At 70.1% G+C, this 21,231-nt stretch carries 18 protein-coding genes; 9 read left to right on the top strand and 9 right to left on the bottom strand.

The features are described 5' to 3' along the window. The first annotated feature begins 28 nt into the window (after positions 1–28). Positions 29–1,183: a cystathionine gamma-synthase gene (locus tag ACFQ7F_RS31855; RefSeq protein ID WP_383277866.1), complete on the top strand. Its 1,155-nt coding sequence runs from the start codon at positions 29–31 to the stop codon at positions 1,181–1,183. 33 nt (positions 1,184–1,216) lie between these two features. Here ACFQ7F_RS31855 and ACFQ7F_RS31850 read toward each other — a convergent pair whose 3' ends face one another. The 3 genes from ACFQ7F_RS31850 to ACFQ7F_RS31840 all read right to left on the bottom strand — a co-directional run bounded on the left by ACFQ7F_RS31850 (position 1,217) and on the right by ACFQ7F_RS31840 (position 2,534). Continuing rightward, a complete protein-coding gene (locus tag ACFQ7F_RS31850; protein WP_383277863.1) occupies positions 1,217–1,471 on the bottom strand; it encodes a hypothetical protein in 255 nt (84 codons plus the stop codon). Further along, the gene (locus tag ACFQ7F_RS31845) at positions 1,468–1,950 is read right to left on the bottom strand and encodes a sigma factor-like helix-turn-helix DNA-binding protein (RefSeq protein ID WP_383277860.1); all 483 of its coding nucleotides are present in this window, start codon (positions 1,948–1,950) and stop codon (positions 1,468–1,470) included. The genes ACFQ7F_RS31850 and ACFQ7F_RS31845 overlap by 4 nt, the downstream gene beginning before the upstream one ends. Before the next feature lie 80 nt (positions 1,951–2,030). After that, a complete protein-coding gene (locus tag ACFQ7F_RS31840) occupies positions 2,031–2,534 on the bottom strand; it encodes a MarR family winged helix-turn-helix transcriptional regulator (protein WP_383277857.1) in 504 nt (167 codons plus the stop codon). A 145-nt stretch (positions 2,535–2,679) separates the two neighbouring features. On the opposite strand from ACFQ7F_RS31840, the gene ilvA reads away from it, so the two are divergent. The 3 genes from ilvA to ACFQ7F_RS31825 all read left to right on the top strand — a co-directional run bounded on the left by ilvA (position 2,680) and on the right by ACFQ7F_RS31825 (position 6,006). Beyond that, complete coding sequence (ilvA, locus tag ACFQ7F_RS31835; protein WP_383277854.1) at positions 2,680–3,909, top strand: threonine ammonia-lyase; 1,230 nt, start codon at positions 2,680–2,682, stop codon at positions 3,907–3,909. A 211-nt stretch (positions 3,910–4,120) separates the two neighbouring features. After that, entirely contained in the window at positions 4,121–5,152 is a 1,032-nt protein-coding gene (locus tag ACFQ7F_RS31830; RefSeq protein ID WP_383277851.1) for an ATP-binding cassette domain-containing protein, read from the top strand. 14 nt (positions 5,153–5,166) lie between these two features. Next, complete coding sequence (locus ACFQ7F_RS31825) at positions 5,167–6,006, top strand: ABC transporter permease (protein ID WP_383277905.1); 840 nt, start codon at positions 5,167–5,169, stop codon at positions 6,004–6,006. Between the two features lie 105 nt (positions 6,007–6,111). Here the strand turns inward: ACFQ7F_RS31825 and greA are convergent, their stop codons facing one another. Together greA and ACFQ7F_RS31815 are read right to left on the bottom strand one after the other, a co-directional pair. Continuing rightward, positions 6,112–6,609 (bottom strand): transcription elongation factor GreA, encoded by a 498-nt coding sequence (gene greA, locus ACFQ7F_RS31820; RefSeq protein WP_383277848.1) that lies wholly within the window; start codon positions 6,607–6,609, stop codon positions 6,112–6,114. A 243-nt stretch (positions 6,610–6,852) separates the two neighbouring features. Then, a complete protein-coding gene (locus ACFQ7F_RS31815; protein WP_383277845.1) occupies positions 6,853–7,260 on the bottom strand; it encodes a DUF4307 domain-containing protein in 408 nt (135 codons plus the stop codon). A 113-nt stretch (positions 7,261–7,373) separates the two neighbouring features. Here ACFQ7F_RS31815 and mca point away from each other — a divergent pair, with 113 nt between their 5' ends. Both mca and ACFQ7F_RS31805 read left to right on the top strand, forming a co-directional pair. Further along, positions 7,374–8,255, top strand: coding sequence for a mycothiol conjugate amidase Mca (gene mca / locus ACFQ7F_RS31810; protein WP_383277842.1), 882 nt, complete (start codon positions 7,374–7,376; stop codon positions 8,253–8,255). Beyond that, complete coding sequence (locus ACFQ7F_RS31805; RefSeq protein ID WP_383277839.1) at positions 8,248–8,487, top strand: hypothetical protein; 240 nt, start codon at positions 8,248–8,250, stop codon at positions 8,485–8,487. Before mca ends, ACFQ7F_RS31805 begins: the two co-directional genes overlap by 8 nt. On the opposite strand, the gene ACFQ7F_RS31800 is transcribed toward ACFQ7F_RS31805, so the two are convergent. After that, on the bottom strand, positions 8,484–11,684 hold the full coding sequence (locus tag ACFQ7F_RS31800) for a tetratricopeptide repeat protein (RefSeq protein WP_383277836.1): 3,201 nt from the start codon (positions 11,682–11,684) through the stop codon (positions 8,484–8,486). The two genes, ACFQ7F_RS31805 and ACFQ7F_RS31800, sit on opposite strands and share 4 nt — an antisense overlap. Positions 11,685–11,818: 134 nt before the next feature. Here ACFQ7F_RS31800 and ACFQ7F_RS31795 point away from each other — a divergent pair, with 134 nt between their 5' ends. After that, positions 11,819–13,831, top strand: a complete 2,013-nt coding sequence (locus ACFQ7F_RS31795) for a thioredoxin domain-containing protein (RefSeq protein WP_383277833.1) — start codon at positions 11,819–11,821, stop codon at positions 13,829–13,831. Between the two features lie 191 nt (positions 13,832–14,022). Here ACFQ7F_RS31795 and ACFQ7F_RS31790 read toward each other — a convergent pair whose 3' ends face one another. The 3 genes from ACFQ7F_RS31790 to ACFQ7F_RS31780 form a co-directional block, all read right to left on the bottom strand. After that, a complete protein-coding gene (locus tag ACFQ7F_RS31790; RefSeq protein ID WP_383277830.1) occupies positions 14,023–14,670 on the bottom strand; it encodes a TetR/AcrR family transcriptional regulator in 648 nt (215 codons plus the stop codon). Next, a complete protein-coding gene (locus ACFQ7F_RS31785; RefSeq protein WP_383277827.1) occupies positions 14,667–16,226 on the bottom strand; it encodes an MFS transporter in 1,560 nt (519 codons plus the stop codon). The genes ACFQ7F_RS31790 and ACFQ7F_RS31785 overlap by 4 nt, the downstream gene beginning before the upstream one ends. A 133-nt stretch (positions 16,227–16,359) precedes the next feature. Next, positions 16,360–17,097: a hemolysin III family protein gene (locus ACFQ7F_RS31780; protein ID WP_383277824.1), complete on the bottom strand. Its 738-nt coding sequence runs from the start codon at positions 17,095–17,097 to the stop codon at positions 16,360–16,362. A 307-nt stretch (positions 17,098–17,404) separates the two neighbouring features. On the opposite strand from ACFQ7F_RS31780, the gene ACFQ7F_RS31775 reads away from it, so the two are divergent. Then, positions 17,405–19,249 carry a phosphoenolpyruvate carboxykinase (GTP) gene (locus ACFQ7F_RS31775; RefSeq protein ID WP_383277821.1) on the top strand — a complete coding sequence of 615 codons (1,845 nt, stop codon included), beginning with the start codon at positions 17,405–17,407 and terminating at the stop codon, positions 19,247–19,249. A gap of 246 nt (positions 19,250–19,495) precedes the next feature. Further along, entirely contained in the window at positions 19,496–21,193 is a 1,698-nt protein-coding gene (locus tag ACFQ7F_RS31770) for an Ig-like domain repeat protein (protein WP_383277818.1), read from the top strand. Positions 21,194–21,231: the final 38 nt, after the last annotated feature.

Below are 21,231 nucleotides of genomic sequence, written 5' to 3'. Positions count from 1 at the left end.
TCGCTCTCCCGGACTAGGCTCTGGCCGCATGAGTGACACGTTCAGCAGCCAGAGTTTCGAGACCGTCGCGATCCACGCGGGCAACACCGCAGACCCGTTGACCGGCGCGGTCGTCCCGCCGATCTATCAGGTGTCGACGTACAAGCAGGACGGCGTCGGCGGGCTGCGCGGCGGCTACGAGTACAGCCGCAGCGCCAACCCCACCCGCACCGCCCTGGAAGAGAACCTGGCCGCCCTGGAGGGCGGCAGGCGCGGGCTCGCCTTCGCGTCGGGTCTCGCCGCCGAGGACTGCCTGCTGCGTACGCTGCTCAGTCCCGGCGACCATGTGGTCATCCCCAATGACGCGTACGGCGGCACGTTCCGGCTCTTCGCGAAGGTCGTGTCGCGGTGGGGCGTCGAGTGGTCGGTCGCCGACACCTCCGACCCGGCGGCGGTGCGGGCCGCGGTGACCGACCGTACGAAGGCGATCTGGGTGGAGACCCCCTCCAACCCGCTGCTCGGCATCACCGACATCGCCGCCGTCGCCCAGGTGGCCAAGGAGACGGGGGCCCGCCTCGTCGTCGACAACACCTTCGCGAGCCCCTACCTCCAGCAGCCCCTCGCGCTCGGCGCGGACGTCGTCGTGCACTCCCTGACGAAGTACATGGGCGGGCACTCGGACGTCGTGGGCGGCGCGCTCGTCGTCAACGACGACGCGCTCGGCGAGGAGTTGGCGTACCACCAGAACGCGATGGGCGCGGTGGCCGGGCCCTTCGACGCGTGGCTGGTCCTTCGCGGCATCAAGACCCTTGCCGTGCGCATGGACCGGCACAGCGAGAACGCGACGAAGGTCGCCGAGATGCTGACGCGGCACGCGCGCGTGACGCGTGTTCTCTACCCCGGGCTTCCGGAGCACCCCGGTCACGAGACCGCCGCCAAGCAGATGAAGTCGTTCGGCGGGATGGTGTCCTTCCAGGTCGCCGGGGGCGAGGAGGCCGCGGTCGCCGTCTGCGACCGCGCGAAGCTGTTCACCCTGGGCGAGTCGCTCGGCGGCGTGGAGTCCCTGATCGAGCACCCGGGGCGGATGACGCACGCCTCCGTGGTGGGCTCGGCACTCGAGGTCCCGGCGGACCTGGTGCGGCTCTCGGTGGGCATCGAGAACGCGGATGACCTGCTCGCCGATCTGCAGCAGGCGCTGGGTTAGGCCTAGGCGCGGGCCGGGCGCGTCTGCGCCCGGTCACCAGCTGGTCAGCGGTGGAGTCGTCTCCGAGGGCGGCTCCACCCAGGGCTGGGCGATCGACGCCCAGATCACGAAGGTGACCGCCGCCGTGAGCAGCAGAAGCCACAGCAGCCGGCGCAGCGCCCTCCTGCGGCGCAGCTTGTGTCCGCCGCGGCGGACCGCTTCTTCGTAGAGCTCCGCAGGGACCGAGGGGGGCGTGCCGTTGTCCAGGAGATGACGGACCGCGTTCTCCTTGCGGTCGAACTGGCTCATGACGGGGCCGCCTCTCCCAGGGGCCGCGTCGGCGCGGGGCCGCGCGGCGGGTGCAGGACCGTCTCCATCGCGCGGGCGCAGATCGCACTGACCCGGTCGGCGGGCAGGCCGAGCAGCGCCGCTGTCTGCTCCTCGGCGACCCCCTCGTACAGCCGCAGGACGAGAATCAGCCGCTCCTGGGGCGTGAGCCGGGCCAGGACGCCGCCGTGGCCGCGGCGCCGCCGCCAGGCCCCGCGGGCGAAGCGGATGGCCAGCTGCTGGCGGGTGCGGTCGTACGGGTCCTCGCCGCGCATCCGGTCCCAGCCCGCGTATGAGTGTGCGAGGGACGCGGTCAGCAAGGCACGCGCGCGTGGGTTGGCGTCAGGTGGCTCGGTGGTGAGCAGCGTCGCCGCATGCAGCAGCCGCCCTGCCGCGCCCGCGACGAACGACTCGAACTCCCGGGCGCGGCGGGCGTTCAGGAACGCCTGCCGTCCGCGCACCGCGCCTCCCGCCTGGAGGGGACGGGCCCCCGGTCTCATATGAGGCCCGGCACACGGTCGGGGTCAAGAGGCAGGAAGACTCAGGAAGCGGGCGTCTCCGGAGGTGACTGCGAGGTCTGGCGGGCGGAGAGTGCGGAATTGAAGCGCGTGAGGAGCGTGCAGAAGCTTTCGCGCTCCTGAGGGGACCAGTCATCGGTCAGCTCGGCCATGAGGTCACGCCGCGAGGAGCGCACTTCGTTGAGGCGCGCCTCGCCGCGGGGCGACAGCTGGAGCACCACGGCGCGGCCGTCCTCGGGGTGCGAGGTGCGCTTGACGAGGCCCGTGTCGACCAGTGGGGCCACCTGCCTGGTGACCGTCGAGGAGTCGATGCCCATGCTCGCCGCGAGCGCCTTCACGCCCATCGGCCCCTCTTTGTCGAGGCGGTTGAGCAGCAGGTATGCGGCACGGTCCATGGAGTTGCGGACCTGTCCGACGCCGCCGAGGCGTGTCTGCTCCGCACGGCGGGCGAACACGGCCACCTGGTGCTGCAGCGTGTCGAGGAGGCCGGGATCGCTGGCGGTCGTCATGTCCGGAGTTGTGGGCATGGCCGGGGGCTCACTTCATGCGAGGGCGATGGGTTGGGGGACAGGGTACGCGGCCGGGACGCGGGGCGTACCAGCGCTGCGCAAACCAGTCTCGGCACGTGGTCACCGCAGGAGGACCCCGGTGTGAACTGGGAGACTGGCCGTCATGAGCTATCGCACGCGTCACTCCTTGCCGACGGTCACCCTCGACGACGTGCGCGGCGCCCAGAAGATGCTCTCGGGCGTGTCCAGGGTGACACCGATGGAAGGCAGCAGGCACCTGTCGCAACTGGTGGGCTCGCCGGTCCACTTCAAGTGCGAGAACCTCCAGCGGACGGGCTCCTTCAAGCTGCGTGGCGCGTACGTGCGGATCGCGGGCCTGTATCCGGAGGAGCGCGCGGCCGGGGTGGTCGCCGCGAGCGCGGGCAACCACGCGCAGGGTGTGGCCCTCGCGTCCTCGCTGCTCGGCGTGCGGTCCACGGTCTTCATGCCGGTGGGCGCGCCGCTGCCCAAGGTCGCGGCGACCCGCGAGTACGGCGCCGAGGTGCGGATGCACGGTCAGGTGGTCGACGAGACGCTGGCCGCGGCGCAGGAGTACGCGCACGAGACGGGCGCCGTCTTCATCCACCCCTTCGACCACCCCGACATCATCGCGGGGCAGGGCACGGTGGGCCTGGAGATCCTGGAGCAGTGCCCCGAGCTGCGCACCCTGGTCATCGGCATCGGCGGCGGCGGGCTCGCCGCGGGCATCGCGGTGGCGGTCAAGACGCTGCGCCCCGACGTCAAGGTGATCGGCGTGCAGGCCGCGGGCGCCGCGGCGTACCCGCCCTCGCTCGCCGCCGGACGCCCGGTGTCCGTCGAGAACCCGGCGACGATGGCCGACGGCATCAAGGTCGGGCGCCCCGGCGACGTACCGTTCCAGATCATCGACGAGCTGGTCGACGACGTCGTGACCGTGTCCGAGGACGAGCTGTCCAGCGCGCTGCTGCTCTGCCTGGAGCGGGCCAAGATGGTCGTCGAGCCCGCGGGCGCGAGCCCCGTCGCGGCGCTCCTGAGCAGGCCGCGGGAGTTCGAGGGACCGGTGGTGGCGCTCCTGTCGGGCGGCAATGTGGACCCGCTCCTGATGCAGCGGATCCTGCGCCACGGCATGGCGGCCGCGGGCCGCTATCTGTCGCTGCGTCTGCGCCTCACTGACCGGCCCGGGGCCCTCGCCACGCTGCTCGGGGTGCTTTCGGTGGTCGACGCCAACGTCCTCGACGTGAGCCATGTGCGAACTGATCCGCGCCTGGGACTGACGGAGGCGGAGGTCGAGCTGCAGCTGGAGACCAAGGGCCCCTCGCACTGCACCGAGGTCGGCGCGGCGCTGAACGAGGCGGGCTACACCGTCATCGGCTGACGCCCCGTGTCGCGGGTGGCCGCGGCGAAAATCCCGTACAGGCAAGGGCGTTGCCCGCTATTTTGCGTTGTCCACAGCTTCGTCAATCCCGTTGCGAAGACGCGATGTATCGCGTTATGGTGTGTCTCACGTCACTGGTCGCCGGGCGCGTGTCAACCGGCAAATCTAAACTTTTCACTAGGAAGCCACCCAAACCACGGGGAGAACCCACATGCCAGGCGCCATCTACGCCGAAGGTCTCGTGAAGACCTTCGGCGACGTAAGGGCTCTGGACGGCGTTGATCTGGATGTTCCGGAAGGCACCGTGCTCGGCCTTCTCGGGCCGAACGGCGCGGGCAAGACCACGGCGGTGCGCTGTCTGACGACGCTTCTGACACCGGACAGCGGCCGGGCGGTCGTCGCGGGCGTCGACGTACTGAAACATCCGAACGAGGTACGGCGCTCGATCGGTCTCTCCGGCCAGTTCGCCGCCGTCGACGAGTACCTGACGGGCCGCGAGAACCTCCAAATGGTCGGCCAGCTCTACCAGATGAAGGCCAAGGAGGCGAAGGTCAGGGCGGGCGAGCTGCTCGACCGGTTCCATCTCGCCGACGCCGCGGACCGTCCCTCCAAGACGTATTCGGGAGGCATGCGCCGCCGCCTCGACCTCGCCGCGGCCCTCGTCGTGTCGCCCCCGGTGATGTTCATGGACGAGCCGACGACGGGCCTCGACCCGCGCAACCGGCAGCAGCTCTGGGAAGTCATCCAGGAGCTGGTGTCGGGCGGCACGACCCTCCTTCTCACCACCCAGTACCTCGAAGAGGCCGACCACCTCGCGCACGACATCTGCGTCGTCGACCACGGCAGGGTCATCGCGCGCGGCACCTCCGACCAGCTCAAGGCACAGACCGGCGGCGAGCGCGTCGAGGTCGTGGTGCACGAGCGCGAGCACATCACCGTGGCCACGGAGGTCCTGCGGAGCCTCGGCAAGGGCGAGGTCGCCGTCGAGAACCACACCCGCAAGCTCACGGTCCCGGTCTCCGGCGGCGCCAAGCTGCTCGCCGAGGTCATCCGCGAGCTGGACAACCGCGGGGTCGAGATCGACGACATCGGGCTGCGCCGCCCGACCCTGGACGACGTGTTCATCTCGCTGACCGGCCACGTGGCCGAAGTGAAGGACGAGGGGAACGGCGAGGGGAGCGGCGAGGGGAGCGGCGAGGCGAAGGACGCCCAGGGCAAGCTCAAGAAGGAGGCCGACAAGTGAGTACCGCCACCGGTATCGTCACCAAGCCCACGGCGGGCCCCAGGCCCGCGGGCGGCATCGGCCAGTCCGTCAGGGACTCCCTGGTCGTCGCCAAGCGCAACCTCATCCGGATGTCCCGCATCCCGGAGATGATCATCTTCGGCCTGATCCAGCCGATCATGTTCGTGGTGATGTTCAGCTACGTCTTCGGCGGCTCGATGCAGATCGGGACCAGCACCGACCCGTCTGTGTACCGCAACTTCCTGATGGCGGGCATCTTCGCGCAGACGGTCACGTTCGCCACCGCAGGCGCGGGAGCGGGCATCGCCGACGACATGCACAAGGGCCTCATCGACCGCTTCCGGTCGCTGCCCATGGCGCGCGGTGCCGTCCTCACCGGGCGGACCATCGCGGACCTCGTCCAGACCGCGCTCACCCTGGTGGTGCTCGCGATCGTCGCGCTCCTGGTCGGCTGGCGGGTCCATGAGGGCATCCCCAAGGCGCTGGGCGCCTTCGGCCTGCTCCTCCTGCTCGGCTATGCCTTCACCTGGATCGGCGCGCTCATCGGCCTGTCGGTCCGCACCCCCGAGGCGGCCACATCGGGCGGTCTGATCTGGCTCTTCCCGGTCACGTTCATCTCGAACGCCTTCGTGGACTCCAGCAAACTGACACCTTGGCTGCGCCATGTCGCCGACTGGAACCCGTTCAGCGCGACCGTCCAGGCCTGCCGCGAGCTCTTCGGCAATCCCGGTGTCTCCACGTCCACGGCCTGGCCCATGCAGCACCCGGTCTGGGCCTCGGTGATCTACTCGGTGCTGATCGTCGTGGTCTTCCGGACCCTCGCGGTCCGCAAGTACCGCTCGGCGACAGCCTGAGGGCACGGCTCAAGACACGGCTCAAGACGTGGCCTCAGGGCCGGACACGCGAAAGGCCCCCCGCACGCTCGGTGCGGGGGGCCTTCCGTATCGCCGATGCGGGCCTCAGGCCTGGTAGGGCGTGGCCTCGAGGATCTTCACGGAGGCGAGCTTGCCGTTCGGCAGTTCGTACTGCGCGTCCTCGCCGATCTTCTTGCCATTCACGCCGCTGCCCAGCGGGGACTGCGGTGAATACGTCTCGATATCGGCGCTCGCGTACTCGCGCGATGCGAGCAGGAACGCCAGGGTGTCGTCCTCGTCGCCGTCAAAGGCGATCGTCACGACCATGCCGGGCGCGACCACGCCGTCCGCGGCCGGTGCCTCACCGACCTTCGCATTCTCCAGGAGCTGGGTCAGCTGGCGGACGCGGAGCTCCTGCTTGCCCTGCTCCTCCTTGGCCGCGTGGTACCCGCCGTTCTCGCGCAGGTCCCCCTCCTCGCGTGCGGCCGCGATCTTCGTGGAGATCTCGGTGCGCGCGGGACCAGACAGGTACTCCAGCTCGGCCTTGAGCTGGCTGTACGCCTCCTGGGTCAGCCAGGTGACGTTCTCGCTGGTCTGGGTCACAGGTGCTCCTCGTAGGTACTGGGATACAAAGCATCGCCCTACCCAGAAGGATGTTCCCTTACGGGTGGGCGAAACCACGAGCCTAACAATTCCGGCGCCTGAGGGGGAGGACATAAGCCATCAGAAATACGTCAACGCAGGTGAGGGCGGGTACACCGGGGACGTCGGACGATCGGCGTGACGCAAGGGGCGGGACGGAGCCAGTCCGAGCCAGTCCGAGCCAGCAGTCCGAGTCAGGCTGAGTCAGTCGGAGTGGCAGCCGAGCAGCTCGGCGCTCGTCCCGCGCGCCTTCGTGCGCAGCGTGACGACCTTGTCGATCCGGCCGGTGTTCTGGTCGAAGCGGAAGTCCGCACGGCCCACCTCTTCGCCGTCCTCGGCCTGTGAGCGCAGGGTGCAGTAGCCGTGCGCTTCCGCGTCCTTGCGCACCTCGAGGTGCACCTTGACCGCGCTGTCCGAAGCGACCTCGAACTTGATCACTTCGCCGCTGACCTTGGTGCCGGAGACGTAGTCGTATCCGAACCAGCCGATCATCAGGAGGAAGAGCACACCGAGGACGCTGCCGATGATCTTCAGCTTGCGGTCCGCCTGCTCGTCGGCCGAGCGCGACTGGCCGTAACGGCCGTCGGGGGCCTTCTCGCGTACGGCCGCCATGATCGTCCTCCAGGAAAGGGGATGCCGGAATTTTCCGCCCCCCGGTTCCGTCACTATAGAAGCCGCCCATTGCGCCATATCGACCAGGGCGCCAGATGACTGAGGATCGAGTCTTGACTGAGCAGCTGCGACTGATGGCCGTGCACGCCCACCCCGACGACGAGTCGTCGAAGGGCGCGGCCACCATGGCCAAGTACGTGTCCGAGGGGGTGGACGTGCATGTCGTGACCTGCACGGGTGGGGAGCGCGGCGACATCCTCAACCCCAAGCTCCAGGGTGACAAGTACATCCAGGAGAACATCCACGAGGTGCGCAGGAAGGAAATGGAAGAGGCGCGCGAGATCCTCGGCGTCAAGCAGGACTGGCTCGGCTTCGTCGACTCGGGCCTGCCCGAGGGTGACCCGCTGCCGCCGCTGCCCGAGGGCTGCTTCGCGCTTGAGGACGTCGACAAGGCCGCCGGCGAGCTGGTCCGGCAGATCCGCTCCTTCCGTCCGCAGGTCATCACGACGTACGACGAGAACGGCGGCTATCCGCACCCCGACCACATCATGACCCACAAGATCTCGATGGTGGCGTTCGACGGGGCGGCGGACGCGGAGAAGTACCCGGAGAGCGAGTTCGGGCCGATCTACCGGCCGCTGAAGCTCTACTACAACCAGGGCTTCAACCGGCCGCGCACCGAGGCGCTGCACCACGCGATGCTCGACAAGGGCATGGAGTCGCCCTACGGGGACTGGCTCAAGCGGTGGGACGAGTTCGAGCGGGTCGAGCGCACGCTGACCACGCATGTTCCCTGCGCCGACTTCTACGAGGTCCGCGACAGGGCGCTGATCGCGCACGCCACGCAGATCGACCCCGAGGGCGGCTGGTTCCGGGTGCCGATGGAGCTCCAGAAGGAGGTCTGGCCCACGGAGGAGTACGAGCTCGCGAAGTCGCTCGTCGATACATCCCTCCCCGAGGACGACCTCTTTGCGGGCATCCGCGACAATGCCTGATGTGAACGCACATCTGGCAATGACGCATCTCGTCCCTCTCGCCAAAGAGGTCGACGATGACAAGGTGACCCCGGGTGTTCTCGGCTTCATCGTCTTCGCGGTGATGGCACTCGCCGTCTGGGGTCTGATGAAGTCGATGAGCAAGCACATGCGGAAGGTCGACTTCAAGGAATCCGCGGAGGCCTCCGCCGGCGAGGCGAAGACCTCCGATGCCGGGCCCCGCAAGGGCTAGCTCGCCTCGGCCACCGTCACTCCCATCACCTCGCGGGAGTGACGGTTGGGCACCATGCCCAGGCGCCAGGCCTGCCAGCCGGCCTCCAGGTCGGCTCCGCGCTCCAGGAGAAGGCCGTACGCCTCCATGTAGTCGTCCAGCTTGCCGTCGCGGGTCGGGTGACCGGCGCGGGCCAGCTGGCTGAGCTCCTCCTGGGCGACCGCGGTGCCGATCTCCCAGCCGCCGGGCGACGCGTACGGCAGCAGAGTGCACCGCAGGAAGCGGGCCCAGTCCTCGCCACGCCGGTCGCCGTACGAGGCGAAAAGCGCGGCCGCCTCGTCGCACAGGGCGAGCGCCTGCTGGGCACGTGTGTTCCCCGCGTCGACGACCGCGAGCTCCAGGCACGTCCAGGCCTCGCCGTGCGCGACGCCGATGCGCTGGAAGTCGGCGCGGGCGTCCACCAGGAGCTGACGGGCGAAGCCGGAGTTGCGCAGCGAGCCCGTCTGGGCGGCGCGCTGGTCGCGGGTCACCCGTGCCGAGTGGTGCCGCGCGCAGGCCAGGCCGTACACGTCGCGCATCCGCGAGAACATCGTCCGCGAGCGTTCGAGCTCGCGCACCGCCTGGTCGAGGCTGCCCGCCTCCTCCAGGGCCTGGCCCAGGTAGTAGGCGCTCCACGCCTCGCCGCGCGCGTCCTCGTTGTCGCGGTGCCGTGACACCGCCTGCCGCAGGCCGTCGACCGCGGCCGACGGGTCGCCGTCCACCAGACGGGCCCGCGCCAGCTGCGTCAGGGCCCAGGCCTCGCCACGGCCGTCACGTGTGCGTCCGTACAGCTCAAGGGCGCCACGCAGCTGCTCCTCCGCGCGCGGCACGTCGCCCATGCGCAGGCAGAGCTGACCGAGCTGGAAGTGCGCCCACGCCTCGCCGTGCAGGGAGTCGTTCTCGCGGTGCAGGGTGAGGGAGGCCTCCAGGAGCCCGAGCGCCTGGTTGAGGTTGGAGCGGTCCCGCTCCACCGCCGCGAGTGCGTGCATCGTCCAGGCGCGGTCACCGGCGAGCTCGTCGGAGGCCTGCAGTTCGAGAGCCTCGTGCAGGCGCGCCGACGCCTCCGTCAGATTGCCCTGGTGGTGCAGGGTGATCCCGAGCGAGCACAGGGCGAGGGCGGCGCCCGCGTCCTGCTGGGCCTCCATGTACAGGTCCACGACCGACGTCAGGGTCGTCCGTGCCTGGTCGAGCTCGCCGAGCTGACGGGACGCGATACCCGTACGCCACTGCACGCTCCGTACGAGCAGGCCCTGGTCGACGGCCTGCGTGAGCTCGCTGATCTCGCCGAGGCGGTAGAGGTCGCCGCGCAGCAGGCAGTAGTCGCACAGCGCGCCGAGGAGGTTGAGCACCGCCTCCTGGTCCACGCCCTCCGCGTGCCGCAGCGTCGCCGTGATGAAGCTCGACTCGTCGTCGAGCCAGCGCAGGGCCGCTTCGAGCGAGGAGAAGCCGTGCCGGTCGAACTGGCCCGCCCGCGTCGACATCTTGCCGTCGACCAGGCGGATCACCGAGCCGGCGAGCTCGCTGTAGCTGGCGATGAGACGCTCCTGCGCGGCCGTGCGCTCCGTGGGCTCCTCCTCGTCGCGCAGGCGGGCAAGGGCGTAGGCGCGTACGAGATCGTGCAGGCGGTAGCGGCTGCCGCGCACGTGGTCGACGAGGCCCGCGCGCGAGAGCGCGGCCAGCTGGCGGGTCGCTTCCTGCTCGTCGGCGCCCAGCAGGGCAGCGGCGGCGGCCGCCCCCAGGGACGCGCGCCCCGCGAGCGCGAGTCTGCGCAGGAGGCGCCGCGCGGGCTCGGCCTGGTCGGTGTAGCGCAGCCACAGAACGCGCTCGACGGGCTCCACAGGGCCGTACGCGGAGAGGTCGGAGGCGAGCTGACGCGTCGTGCGCGCGCCGATCGATGACCCGGCGATGCGCAGGGCGAGCGGCAGTCCGCCGCACAACTCCCGTACGGTGTCAGAGGATTCGGCGTCGTAGGGCCCGGAGGAATCCTCCGCGGCCTCCCTCAGGAGCTCCTCCGCGCCCGCCGCGTCCAACGGCTCCACCGGCAGCTGGTGCACCCAGGCGGGGAGGTCGGCGGGCAGTTCGAGGGGCTTGCGGGCGGTGACGATCACGAGGCTGTCGGAGCGCTCGGGCACGAGCGTGCGCACCTGCTCCGGGTCGCTCGCGTCATCGAGTACGACGGTCACCGCGAGCCCGGTCAGATACTGGTGGTAGAGCTCGCTGAGCCGCTTGACCTGCTGCTCCGGCGAGGAACGCTCCCGGAAGAGCAGCTGCTCGCGCGGGGCGCCCAATCGATTCAGCAGGTGCAGGAGCGCGTCCCGCGTGGACAGCGGCTGGGAGCTCTCGCCCCGCAGATCGACGACGCAGGCGCCCCGGAACTGGTCCCGCAGATCGTGTGCGGCACGGACGGCGAGCGAGGAGCGCCCGGAGCCCGGCGCGCCGTGCAGCACGACCACAGTGGGCCGGGTCTCGGTGCTGGCCCGCGCGGCGTGCACCCACTGGGCGACGCGGGCGAGCTCGGCGCGGCGCCCCACGAACGGGCCGTCCGGTTCGGGCAGTTGGGTGAAGGACTGCTCCAGTACGGTGCGCCTGCGTGCCGCCGCGCTCTTGTCCGTGCCCCGCAGCTGCGGTGCGGCCTTCTTCTTGCCGGAGCCGGGGGAGGGGTGGAGCACCCGCTGCTGGTCGAGGAAGGGCCGGATGCCCCGCACCTCAAGGGCCGTCAGCCACTGCAGCCGCAGCTGCTCGGGCCCCCCGGGCTGGCTGATCGCACCGGCGCGGCGACTGGCCGCGGGCACATGGGACGCGGTGACCTTCAGCACGGTGGTGGCCGCGCCGACGACGCCGACAGCGGCGCCCACCCCTAAGGCGGTCGAGGTGTCGGTCCCGAGCACGAGGTCGGCGACACACGCCGCGACGGCCGCAACGACGGTCACGAGCAGCGGAGTTCCCGCCCCCTCCTTGGCATACCGCTGCCCGAAGGTGAGCTGCCCGGCCTCCGCTTCGTCCAGGGCCTGCGTATAGGCCGCGTACTCCTCACCGGCGGTCTGCCCCATGGCGTCGAGCGCGCTTCGGGCCCGCGAGAGCAGTACACCCCCGTCGATCCGTCCGCCGGAGCGCCGCGACTCTTCTTCCACCGCCCGCACCAACAGCCGCTCGGCTTCGGCCCGATGGCTGTCCCGCATATGGGTCCCCCTCCGAGAGCAATAGTCACCTGCGGCCCCAAGTGTCCTGCGTACGGCGCTCCGGCGCGAGGGAGTCCGCGGATCACGTGGGGCAGTCCCCGGATCTCAGGGCCATGTGCGCGAGGATGGGAGACATGCCGAACCGACTGGCCCATGAGACATCCCCCTACCTTCTTCAGCACGCCGACAACCCCGTCGACTGGTGGCCCTGGTCGGCGGAGGCTTTCGCGCAGGCGCGGGAGCGAGGCGTCCCCGTGCTGCTCAGCGTGGGGTACAGCAGCTGCCACTGGTGCCACGTCATGGCGCACGAGTCCTTCGAGGACGCCGAGACGGCGGCCTTCCTGAACGAGCACTTCGTCAACGTCAAGGTCGACCGCGAGGAGCGGCCCGACATCGACGCCGTCTACATGGAGGCCGTGCAGGCCGCGACGGGCCAGGGCGGCTGGCCCATGACGGTCTTCCTCACCCCCGACGCCGAGCCCTTCTACTTCGGCACGTACTTCCCGCCCGAGCCGCGGCACGGCATGCCCTCCTTCCAGCAGGTGGCCGACGGGGTCCGGCGCGCCTGGACGGACCGGCGCGACGAGGTCGGCGAGGTCGCAGGGAAGATCGTCCGCGACCTCTCCGAGCGCGAGCTGGCGTTCGGCGCCGACGAGCTGCCCGGCGAGGACGACCTCGCGCAGGCACTGCTCGGCCTGACCCGCGACTACGACGCGTCGCGTGGCGGTTTCGGGGGCGCGCCCAAGTTCCCGCCGTCCATGGTCATCGAGTTCCTGCTGCGGCACTACGCCCGCACCGGCTCGGAGGGCGCCCTCCAGATGGCGGCCGACACCTGCGAGCGGATGGCGCGCGGCGGGATCTACGACCAGCTGGGCGGCGGGTTCGCGCGGTACTCCGTGGACCGGGAGTGGGTAGTGCCCCACTTCGAAAAGATGCTGTACGACAACGCCCTGCTCTGCCGGGTCTACGCCCACCTGTGGCGGGCCACGGGCTCGGACCTCGCGCGGCGTGTCGCCCTGGAGACCGCCGACTTCCTGGTGCGCGAACTGCGCACGAACGAGGGCGGGTTCGCCTCGGCGCTCGACGCGGACAGCGAGGACGCCGTGACGGGCGCGCATGTCGAGGGCGCGTACTACGTGTGGACGCCGGAGCAGCTGCGCGAGGTGCTCGGCGACGCGGATGCCGAGATCGCCGCCGCGTACTTCGGCGTGACGGAGGAAGGGACCTTCGAGGAGGGCGCTTCGGTGCTGCAGCTCCCGGAGGGCCGGGGCGTGGTGGCGGATGCCGATCGGCTCGCCTCGATCCGGGAGCGGCTGCTCGCGGCGCGCTCTGAGCGGCCCGCTCCCGGACGTGACGACAAGGTCGTCGCCGCTTGGAACGGTCTTGCCGTCGCCGCGCTCGCGGAGGTGGGTGCGTACTTCGAGCGGCCGGACCTGGTGGCCGCGGCCGTGGGCGCCGGTGACCTGCTCGTGCGGCTGCACATGGACGACAGGGCGCGGCTCTCCCGTACGTCCAAGGGCGGCCAAGTGGGCGCCAACGCAGGCGTGTTGGAGGACTACGCCGATGTCGCCGAGGGGTTCCTCGCCCTTGCCTCCGTGACGGGGGAGGGGGTCTGGCTGGAGTTCGCCGGGTTCCTCCTCGACCATGTGCTCGGCCAGTTCGTGGACGAGGAGTCCGGGTCTCTGTACGACACTGCCGCGGACGCGGAGCGGCTGATCAGGCGGCCGCAGGATCCCACGGACAACGCGGTGCCCTCCGGGTGGACGGCGGCTGCGGGGGCGCTGCTCTCGTACGCGGCGCAGACCGGGGCCGAGCCGCATCGGCTCGCGGCGGAACGGGCGTTGGGGGTCGTGAAGGGGCTCGCGCCTCGGGCGCCCCGGTTTATCGGGCATGGGTTGGCGGTGGCCGAGGCGGCGTTGGACGGGCCGCGTGAGGTTGCCGTCATCGGTGAGGTGGGGGGCGAGCTGCACCGTACGGCGCTGTTGGGGACGGCGCCCGGGGCTGTCGTGGCTGTCGGCCCTGCGGGCGGCGGCGAGTTTCCGCTGCTCGCGGGGAGGGAGCTGCCGGCGGCTTATGTGTGTCGGCGGTTCGTGTGCGACGCGCCTACCACTGACGTGGAGGAGCTGGTGGCGAAGCTTTCGGGCTGAGGGCTGGAGCGGTCCCTGCGGGGCTCTCCCCAATCCCGCCCCTTCCCGAAGCTGGGGCTCCGCCCCAGACCCCGCTCCTCAATCGCCGGAGGGGCTGAATCTGTCAGCCGTCCGGCGTTTGAGGACGCCCCCGCGCAGCGGCCCGCGGCGGAGCCGCGAATGTCACAGTCGGGAAGGGGTGGGGTTTGGGTCTACGGCGCCCCGTGTCCGGAGGCGAAGCCTGCGGCCAGCATGTTCAGGGTGCGGTCCACCAGGTCGCCGAGGTCGTCCTCGTGACCGTGCTCCGCCCAGTACGCCGACGTCTCCGTCAGCGCGCCGATCAGGCCCATCGAGAACACCCGGACCTCAAGGTCCGCCGCGTCGCGGCCGGTGCGTTCCGCGATGACGCGGCACAGCATCCGGCCGGTGACCGACATGCTCTCCAGGATCCGGGAGCGCACGGCAGGGACCTCGACCATCAGGCGCGTACGGAGGCGCGAGACCTCCGGCTCCTCGGTGAACCCGACGCCCACCGCCCTGCGCAGCACATGCCGCAAGGACTCCACGATCGGCTCGTCCGCGGGGCGCGCCCGCAGCTCGTCCTCGAGGAGCGGGTCGTACTCGTCGGTGAGGACGATGTCCTCCTTGGTGGGGAAGTACCGGAAGACGGTCGACGCCGACACCTCCGCGGCCTCGGCGATCTGCTCGACCGTCGTCGCGTCGTATCCCTGCTCCTCGATCAGCCGGTATGTGGCCTCACGGATCGCGATGCGCGTCTTGAGCTTCTTGCGCTCGCGGAGTCCGAGCTCTGCCATGCGCCCTGCGGAGGGAGTGAATCGTGCGGCCGTCATGGCGCTCATTGTCGGGCATGCTCCGTCTGCCGTGCCATGTCGGCGTCGTCCTGCGGTGCGGGGGTCGTCTTCGGCAGCAGCGCCGCGACCAGCAGCGCCGTCACCAGGGCCGCGATGCCGCTGACCAGGAGGACCGTCGCCATTCCGTCGATGTACGCCTCGTTGGCGGAGTCGACGAGCCCGGAGACCCCGAGCCGCTCTGCGACCGCGTGGGCGGCCACCACCGAATCACCCGCGGTGTCCGCGGCGGCTGACGGAAGCTTGCCGGTGTCGAGGCGGTCGACGTACACACCGGCGAGCAGTGAGCCGAGCAGTGCGATCCCGATGGCGCTGCCGACCTGGCGCACGGTCATCAGGAGCCCGGTGCCCGATCCCGCCCGGTCGACGGGGAGCGCTCCGAGGGCCGAGTCCATGGACGGTACGACGGCGAAGCCGAAGCCGAGCCCGGCGATGGTGAGCCACAGCGCGGTGAAGCCGTAGCCGGAGTCGACCGTCGTACGGCTGCCGAGGATCGCCGCGAAGGCGAGGACGACTAGCCCGCAGCTGATCACCGCGCGCGGGCCGAAGCGGCGTACGACGGGTTCCGCCCCCTTCGCGGCGACGAGGAGACCGCCCATCATCGGAAGCATCCGTACTCCGGTGCCGAAGGCGTCATGGCCGAGCACCGCCTGCAGATACTGCGGAAGCACGAACATCAGGCCCGACAGGACGAACATGACGAGCGTCGCCGCGAGCGTGTTGAGCAGGAACCCGCGGTTGCGCAGGAGTGACATGTCGAGCATCGGGCGCGGCATGTTCCGTTCCCGCAGGACGAGCGCGGCGATCAGTACGGCGGCTCCGGCGAGCATGCCAAGGACCAGCGGGTCGCCCCAGCCGCGTACGGGCGCCTCGATGATCCCGTAGATGAGCGTGCCGAGCCCCGCGGCGGTGAGCGCGGTGGAGGCGACGTCGACTTTGGGGGACGACGGGTCGGTCGTCTCCGGGAGCAGGAAGACGCAGGCCGTGATTCCGATCGCCACCATCGGGACGTTGACCAGGAAGATCGAGCCCCACCAGAAGTGGTCGAGGAGCCAGCCGCCGACGATCGGCCCGAGCGGTGCGCCGAGCGCGGAGGCGGCCGAGACGATGCCGACGGCCTTGGTCCGCTCGCCGGGCGCGAAGAGCGCGGGCAGTACGGCCATGGCGAGCGGCATGACGAGCGCGCCGCCCATTCCCATGACCGCCCGGGCCACGACGACCAGCTCGACGGAGTCGACGAAGGTGCCGATGAGGGAGCCCGCCAGGAAGATGCCGAGGCCGGTGATCAGCATCCTGCGGCGGCCGAACCGGTCGCCGAGCAGTCCTGCCGGGAGCATCAGGGCGGCGAAGACGACGATGTAGGCGTCCGCCATCCACTGCTGTTCGCCCGTGCTCGCGTCCAGCTGTCCGGCCATCGTGGGCAGGGCGACGTTGAGGATCGTCATGTCGAAACCGAGCACGAGCATGCTCGCGACCAGGGCGCCGAGCGCCCACCAGCGACGGGGGTCCTGCCGGTGCGCGGCAGGCTGATTTATGACAGTGGCCATGAAATGAGAGTAGCTCTCAAAAGGTAGTCACCGTCAAGTGCCTGTCGTTCGGTCCGCCATCCGTATGTCTCTGTGCACGCAAATGGCCGCGGCTCGAAAGCCGCGGCCACAGGAGGGGAAGGGGGTGGAGTGACTACCCGTGCTGGTACGCCACCAGCGAGATGCCCACGTAGTGCACCGCGAACGCGGCAAGTGTCAGGGAGTGGAAGACCTCGTGGAAGCCGAAGAAGCGCGGGGACGGGTTGGGCCGCTTGATGCCGTAGATCACGCCGCCCGCGCTGTAGAGCAGTCCGCCCACGATCACGAGGACGAGCACGGCGATGCCGCCCGTGCGCATGAAGTCGGGCAGGTAGAAGACCGCCGCCCAGCCCATCGCGATGTAGCAGGGGGTGTAGAGCCAGCGCGGCGCGCCGACCCAGAAGACCCGGAAGAGGATGCCGGCCACCGCCGCGCCCCACACGCCCCAGAGCAGCCACTGTCCCTTGGATTCGGGCAGGAGCAGCATCGTCAGAGGCGTGTACGTGCCCGCGATGATCAGGAAGATGTTGGCGTGGTCGAGTCTGCGCAGCACGCCGTCCGCGCGCGGGCTCCAGGTGCCCCGGTGGTAGATGGCGCTCACTCCGAAGAGCAGGCAGGCCGTCAGGACGTAGATGCCGCAGGCGATCCGTGCGCGCGTGGAGCCCGCGAGCGCGGTGAGCACGATGCCGGAGACGAGCACGGCGGGGAACATGCCCGCGTGGAGCCAGCCGCGCATCTTCGGCTTGATTTCCTCGAGGTCCGGGATCTCGGGGAGCGGCAGGGCGTCGAGCGGGGACGAATCGGGGCTCTTGGCCGGTGAGTTCGTGTCCGCGTCGGGGACGGGAGCGGTCATATCGGCATCGTACCTACGCAACCGTAAGTTAGGCATCAGGCAAGAGGGAACCGAGGAGCGCAAGTGGCGATGCTCACGGCGATACCCGAGCGTACAAGTGACGGATCCGTGTACGGGAACCCGCCCGGGCGAGTGGTGATGCTCACCCCGCTCACGTGTGCGGCCCTCTGGACATATGCGCGGAAGCATCGGATGATCAAATGAGTGCAGTCGGCACCGGATGAGCGCCAGAGGGTCAATCAGTGAAGCGTCCGGGTCGCAGCCCCCACGGGGCAAACAAACCAAAACCCCTCGTATAGGAGCAATCGTGGCGCGCGACATCGCGGCTCCCCTTCTCGCAGCTTCCCTGGGCACCATCCCCACCGAACACCGGGAGCTCGTCTCCTGGGTGAACGAGATCGCCGAACTGACAGAGCCGGACAGCGTGGTCTGGTGTGACGGATCCGAGGCCGAGTACGAGCGCCTGTGCGGGGAGCTCGTCGCCAAGGGCACCTTCAAGAAGCTCGACCCGATCAAGCGCCCGAACTCGTACTACGCGGCCTCCGACCCGACCGACGTCGCCCGCGTCGAGGACCGCACCTTCATCTGCTCCGAGAAGGAGAAGGACGCGGGCCCGACCAACCACTGGAAGGACCCCGCCGAGATGCGGGAGATCTTCCAGGGCGAGAAGGGCGTCTTCCGCGGCTCCATGCGCGGCCGCACCATGTACGTCGTGCCCTTCTGCATGGGCCCGGTCGGCTCGCCGCTCTCGGCGATCGGCGTCGAGATCACCGACTCCGCGTACGTCGCCGTCTCCATGCGCACCATGACCCGCATGGGTCAGGCGGTCCTGGACGAGCTCGGCGAGGACGGCTTCTTCGTCAAGGCCGTCCACACGCTCGGTGCCCCGCTGGCCGACGGCGAGGCCGACGTCCCGTGGCCCTGCAACTCCACGAAGTACATCTCGCACTTCCCCGAGGACCGCGAGATCTGGTCGTACGGCTCGGGCTACGGCGGCAACGCCCTGCTCGGCAAGAAGTGCTACGCCCTGCGCATCGCCTCCGTCATGGCGCGCGACGAGGGCTGGCTCGCCGAGCACATGCTGATCCTCAAGCTCACCCCGCCGCAGGGCGAGAGCAAGTACGTCGCTGCCGCCTTCCCCTCCGCCTGCGGCAAGACCAACCTCGCCATGCTGGAGCCGACGGTCCGTGGCTGGACGGTCGAGACCATCGGTGACGACATCGCCTGGATGCGCTTCGGCGAGGACGGGCGGCTCTACGCGATCAACCCCGAGGCCGGTTTCTTCGGCGTCGCGCCCGGCACCGGCGAGCACACCAACGCCAACGCCATGAAGACCCTGTGGGGCAACTCGGTCTTCACGAACGTCGCGCTCACCGACGACAACGACGTCTGGTGGGAGGGCATGACGGAGGAGACTCCCGCCCACCTCACCGACTGGAAGGGCAACGACTGGACCCCCGAGTCGGGCGTCCCTGCCGCGCACCCGAACGCCCGCTTCACCACCCCGGCCTCGCAGTGCCCGATCATCGCGCCCGAGTGGGAGGACCCCAAGGGCGTGCCGATCTCGGCGATCCTCTTCGGCGGCCGTCGCGCCAGCGCGGTGCCGCTGGTGACGGAGTCCTTCAACTGGCAGCACGGCGTCTTCCTCGGCGCGAACGTGGCGAGCGAGAAGACCGCCGCGGCCGAGGGCAAGGTCGGCGAGCTGCGCCGCGACCCGTTCGCCATGCTGCCGTTCTGCGGCTACAACATGGGCGACTACATGGCCCACTGGGTCAAGGTCGGCGCGGACAAGCCGGACCAGTCCAAGCTGCCGAAGATCTACTACGTGAACTGGTTCCGCAAGAACGCCGACGGCAAGTTCGTGTGGCCCGGCTTCGGTGAGAACAGCCGCGTCCTGAAGTGGATCGTCGACCGGCTCGACGGCAAGGCCGAGGGCGTCGAGACCCCCATCGGCATCCTGCCGACGGTCGACTCGCTCGACACCGAGGGCCTCGACCTGCCCACCGCCGACCTGGAGTTCCTCCTCACGGTCGACAAGGAGGTGTGGCGCGACGAGGCCTCACTGGTCCCCGAGCACCTGAACACCTTCGGCGACCACACGCCCAAGGAACTGTGGGACGAGTACCGCGCCCTGGTGCAGCGTCTCGGCTGACACCCCCGCGTACTCCGCGCATTCCGGATGGGCCCCGCACAACGGCGTGCGGGGCCCATCGGTGTGTGTACGCATCTTGCGCACCCTGCCTTCACATGGCCATCACATGTTTCAATGACCCCACACGGGGGGCCGCTGCTCGACGCGCGCCGCCAATGAAGCCTGTGGGGGGCCAAGTTGAAGAACTCTCAGCGGTTAAGACGGGGGACGGGCCGGGGGGCGGGCCGGAGGACGACGGGCATCGTCATGGCGGTGGTGCTCGGCTCGGCGGGTCTCGTCGCCGTCGGCGCACCCGCCGCGTATGCCGCCGCTCCGTCGGACGAGGTGGCGAAGCTGCCGATCTCCTCGTTCGGGGCGATGGTGGTGGACGACGCGCACGAGCGGGTCTATCTCACGGACGGCACCAGGGTCAGAGGGGCGAGCCAGGTTCAGGTCTACAACTTCCAGGGCCAGAAGGTGGGTTCGCTCCCCACCGACGAGGCGGCCTCCGGTATGGCGCTCAGCGCGGACGGCGCGACGCTGAACGTGTCCCAGTCCGACCGGATCCTGACCTTCGACACGGCTACGCAGACCAGGAGCGGCGCCAAGTACACGTCCTACGACGTGTACTGCGGCCGCGAGATAGCCGTGGCGGGCGGAAAGACGTGGTTCACGGAGACGCCGTACACCACCTCGTACTGCGACGACGCCGACAACAACACGACGCTCAACAAGGTCGGCGACACTTACCCCGTCGGCACCGGCTGGAGCACCACGGGGCGGATGAGACTGGCGGCGGGGCCCGAGGCGCCGGACCGGCTCGTGATGGGGCAGGCAGGGGCGGAGCCTGACCAGAACCCCTTCCTCACTACGTTCGACGCGAGCGGCGAGACCCTGGTGCGGGGCCCTCAGCGGCGCTTCGCGGACGCCGATGGCAAGGGCGCGCTCGACCTGAAGGACATCGCGCAGAGCGCCGACGGCAAGCGGATCGCCCTCGCGGACGCGGCTTACGGCACCCGGCTGCTCGACGCGTCCGACCTGTCGGACGCCCCGGCGGCCTACCAGCCCCTGGCCGAGGGCACGAAGGCGTCGGCGGTGGCGTTCAGCGGCGACGGAAAGTACGTGGCGCGGGGCGCGGTCGCCCCCGGCAGCGCGGCCGATCTGCTGATCCAGCCCGCCGACCCGGCGGACGGCACGAAGCAGCTGGAGTTTGCCTTCGAGGGGGAGCTCGACGGCTCGCGGGTCGTGCACCGCGGTCTCGGCTGGACCAAGGACGGCTCGCGGCTCTTCGCGGTGACCTCGGACGGCGGCAGCAACCACTGGCTGCACGTCATCAAGCCCCCGGCCGCCCAGTACGACTCGCGCTTCACGGGCACGCTGAGCACCACGCCGTCGAAGCCCGTCGTCGGTGAACCGCTCGGCATCCGGGGCAAGTTGGAGCTCGACGGTCCCGCGCCCGCGGAGCCCGTGAAGGTCGCCGCGGTCCGCAAGGACGCCGACGGCACGCAGGAGGTGGCCTCGGCCAAGGTCGCGGCCGACGGCAGCTTCACCGTCCTCGACGTACCGGACAGGCTCGGCGAGGCGACGTACACGCTGCGGTTCCTCGGGGACGTCACGCACCGCCCGGCCGAGGACGTCACGGTCACCCTCGACGTGGCGAAGGCGGCGACGGCGATCGAGCTGACCGCTCCCGCCGAGGCGACCCGCAAGGGTGGCGTCGAGATCACCGGCAAGCTGGCGGGTCAGGGGCGTGCGCTGCCGTCCGGGATCGCGCTGAAGGTCACGCGGACCGACAGGTTCGGTACGACGGGAGAGCTCACGTCGGCTTCGGTGGCGGCGGACGGCACGTTCCGGATCAGGGACCTGCCGAGCAAGCAGGGCAAGACGGTCTACGCGGTGAGTTACGAGGGCGATGCCCTGCACGGCGGATCGTCGGCCCAGGCCACCGTGAAGATCACCGGCTAGGCGACGGGAACCCCCAGTTGCTGTCGCCGCCGTTGGTG

This window comes from Streptomyces sp. NPDC056486 (assembly GCF_042795295.1).
Classification (GTDB): Bacteria; Actinomycetota; Actinomycetes; order Streptomycetales; family Streptomycetaceae; genus Streptomyces.
The sequence above is the reverse complement of the archived record's forward strand: the minus strand, read 5'-3'. Positions and strand labels throughout refer to the sequence as shown.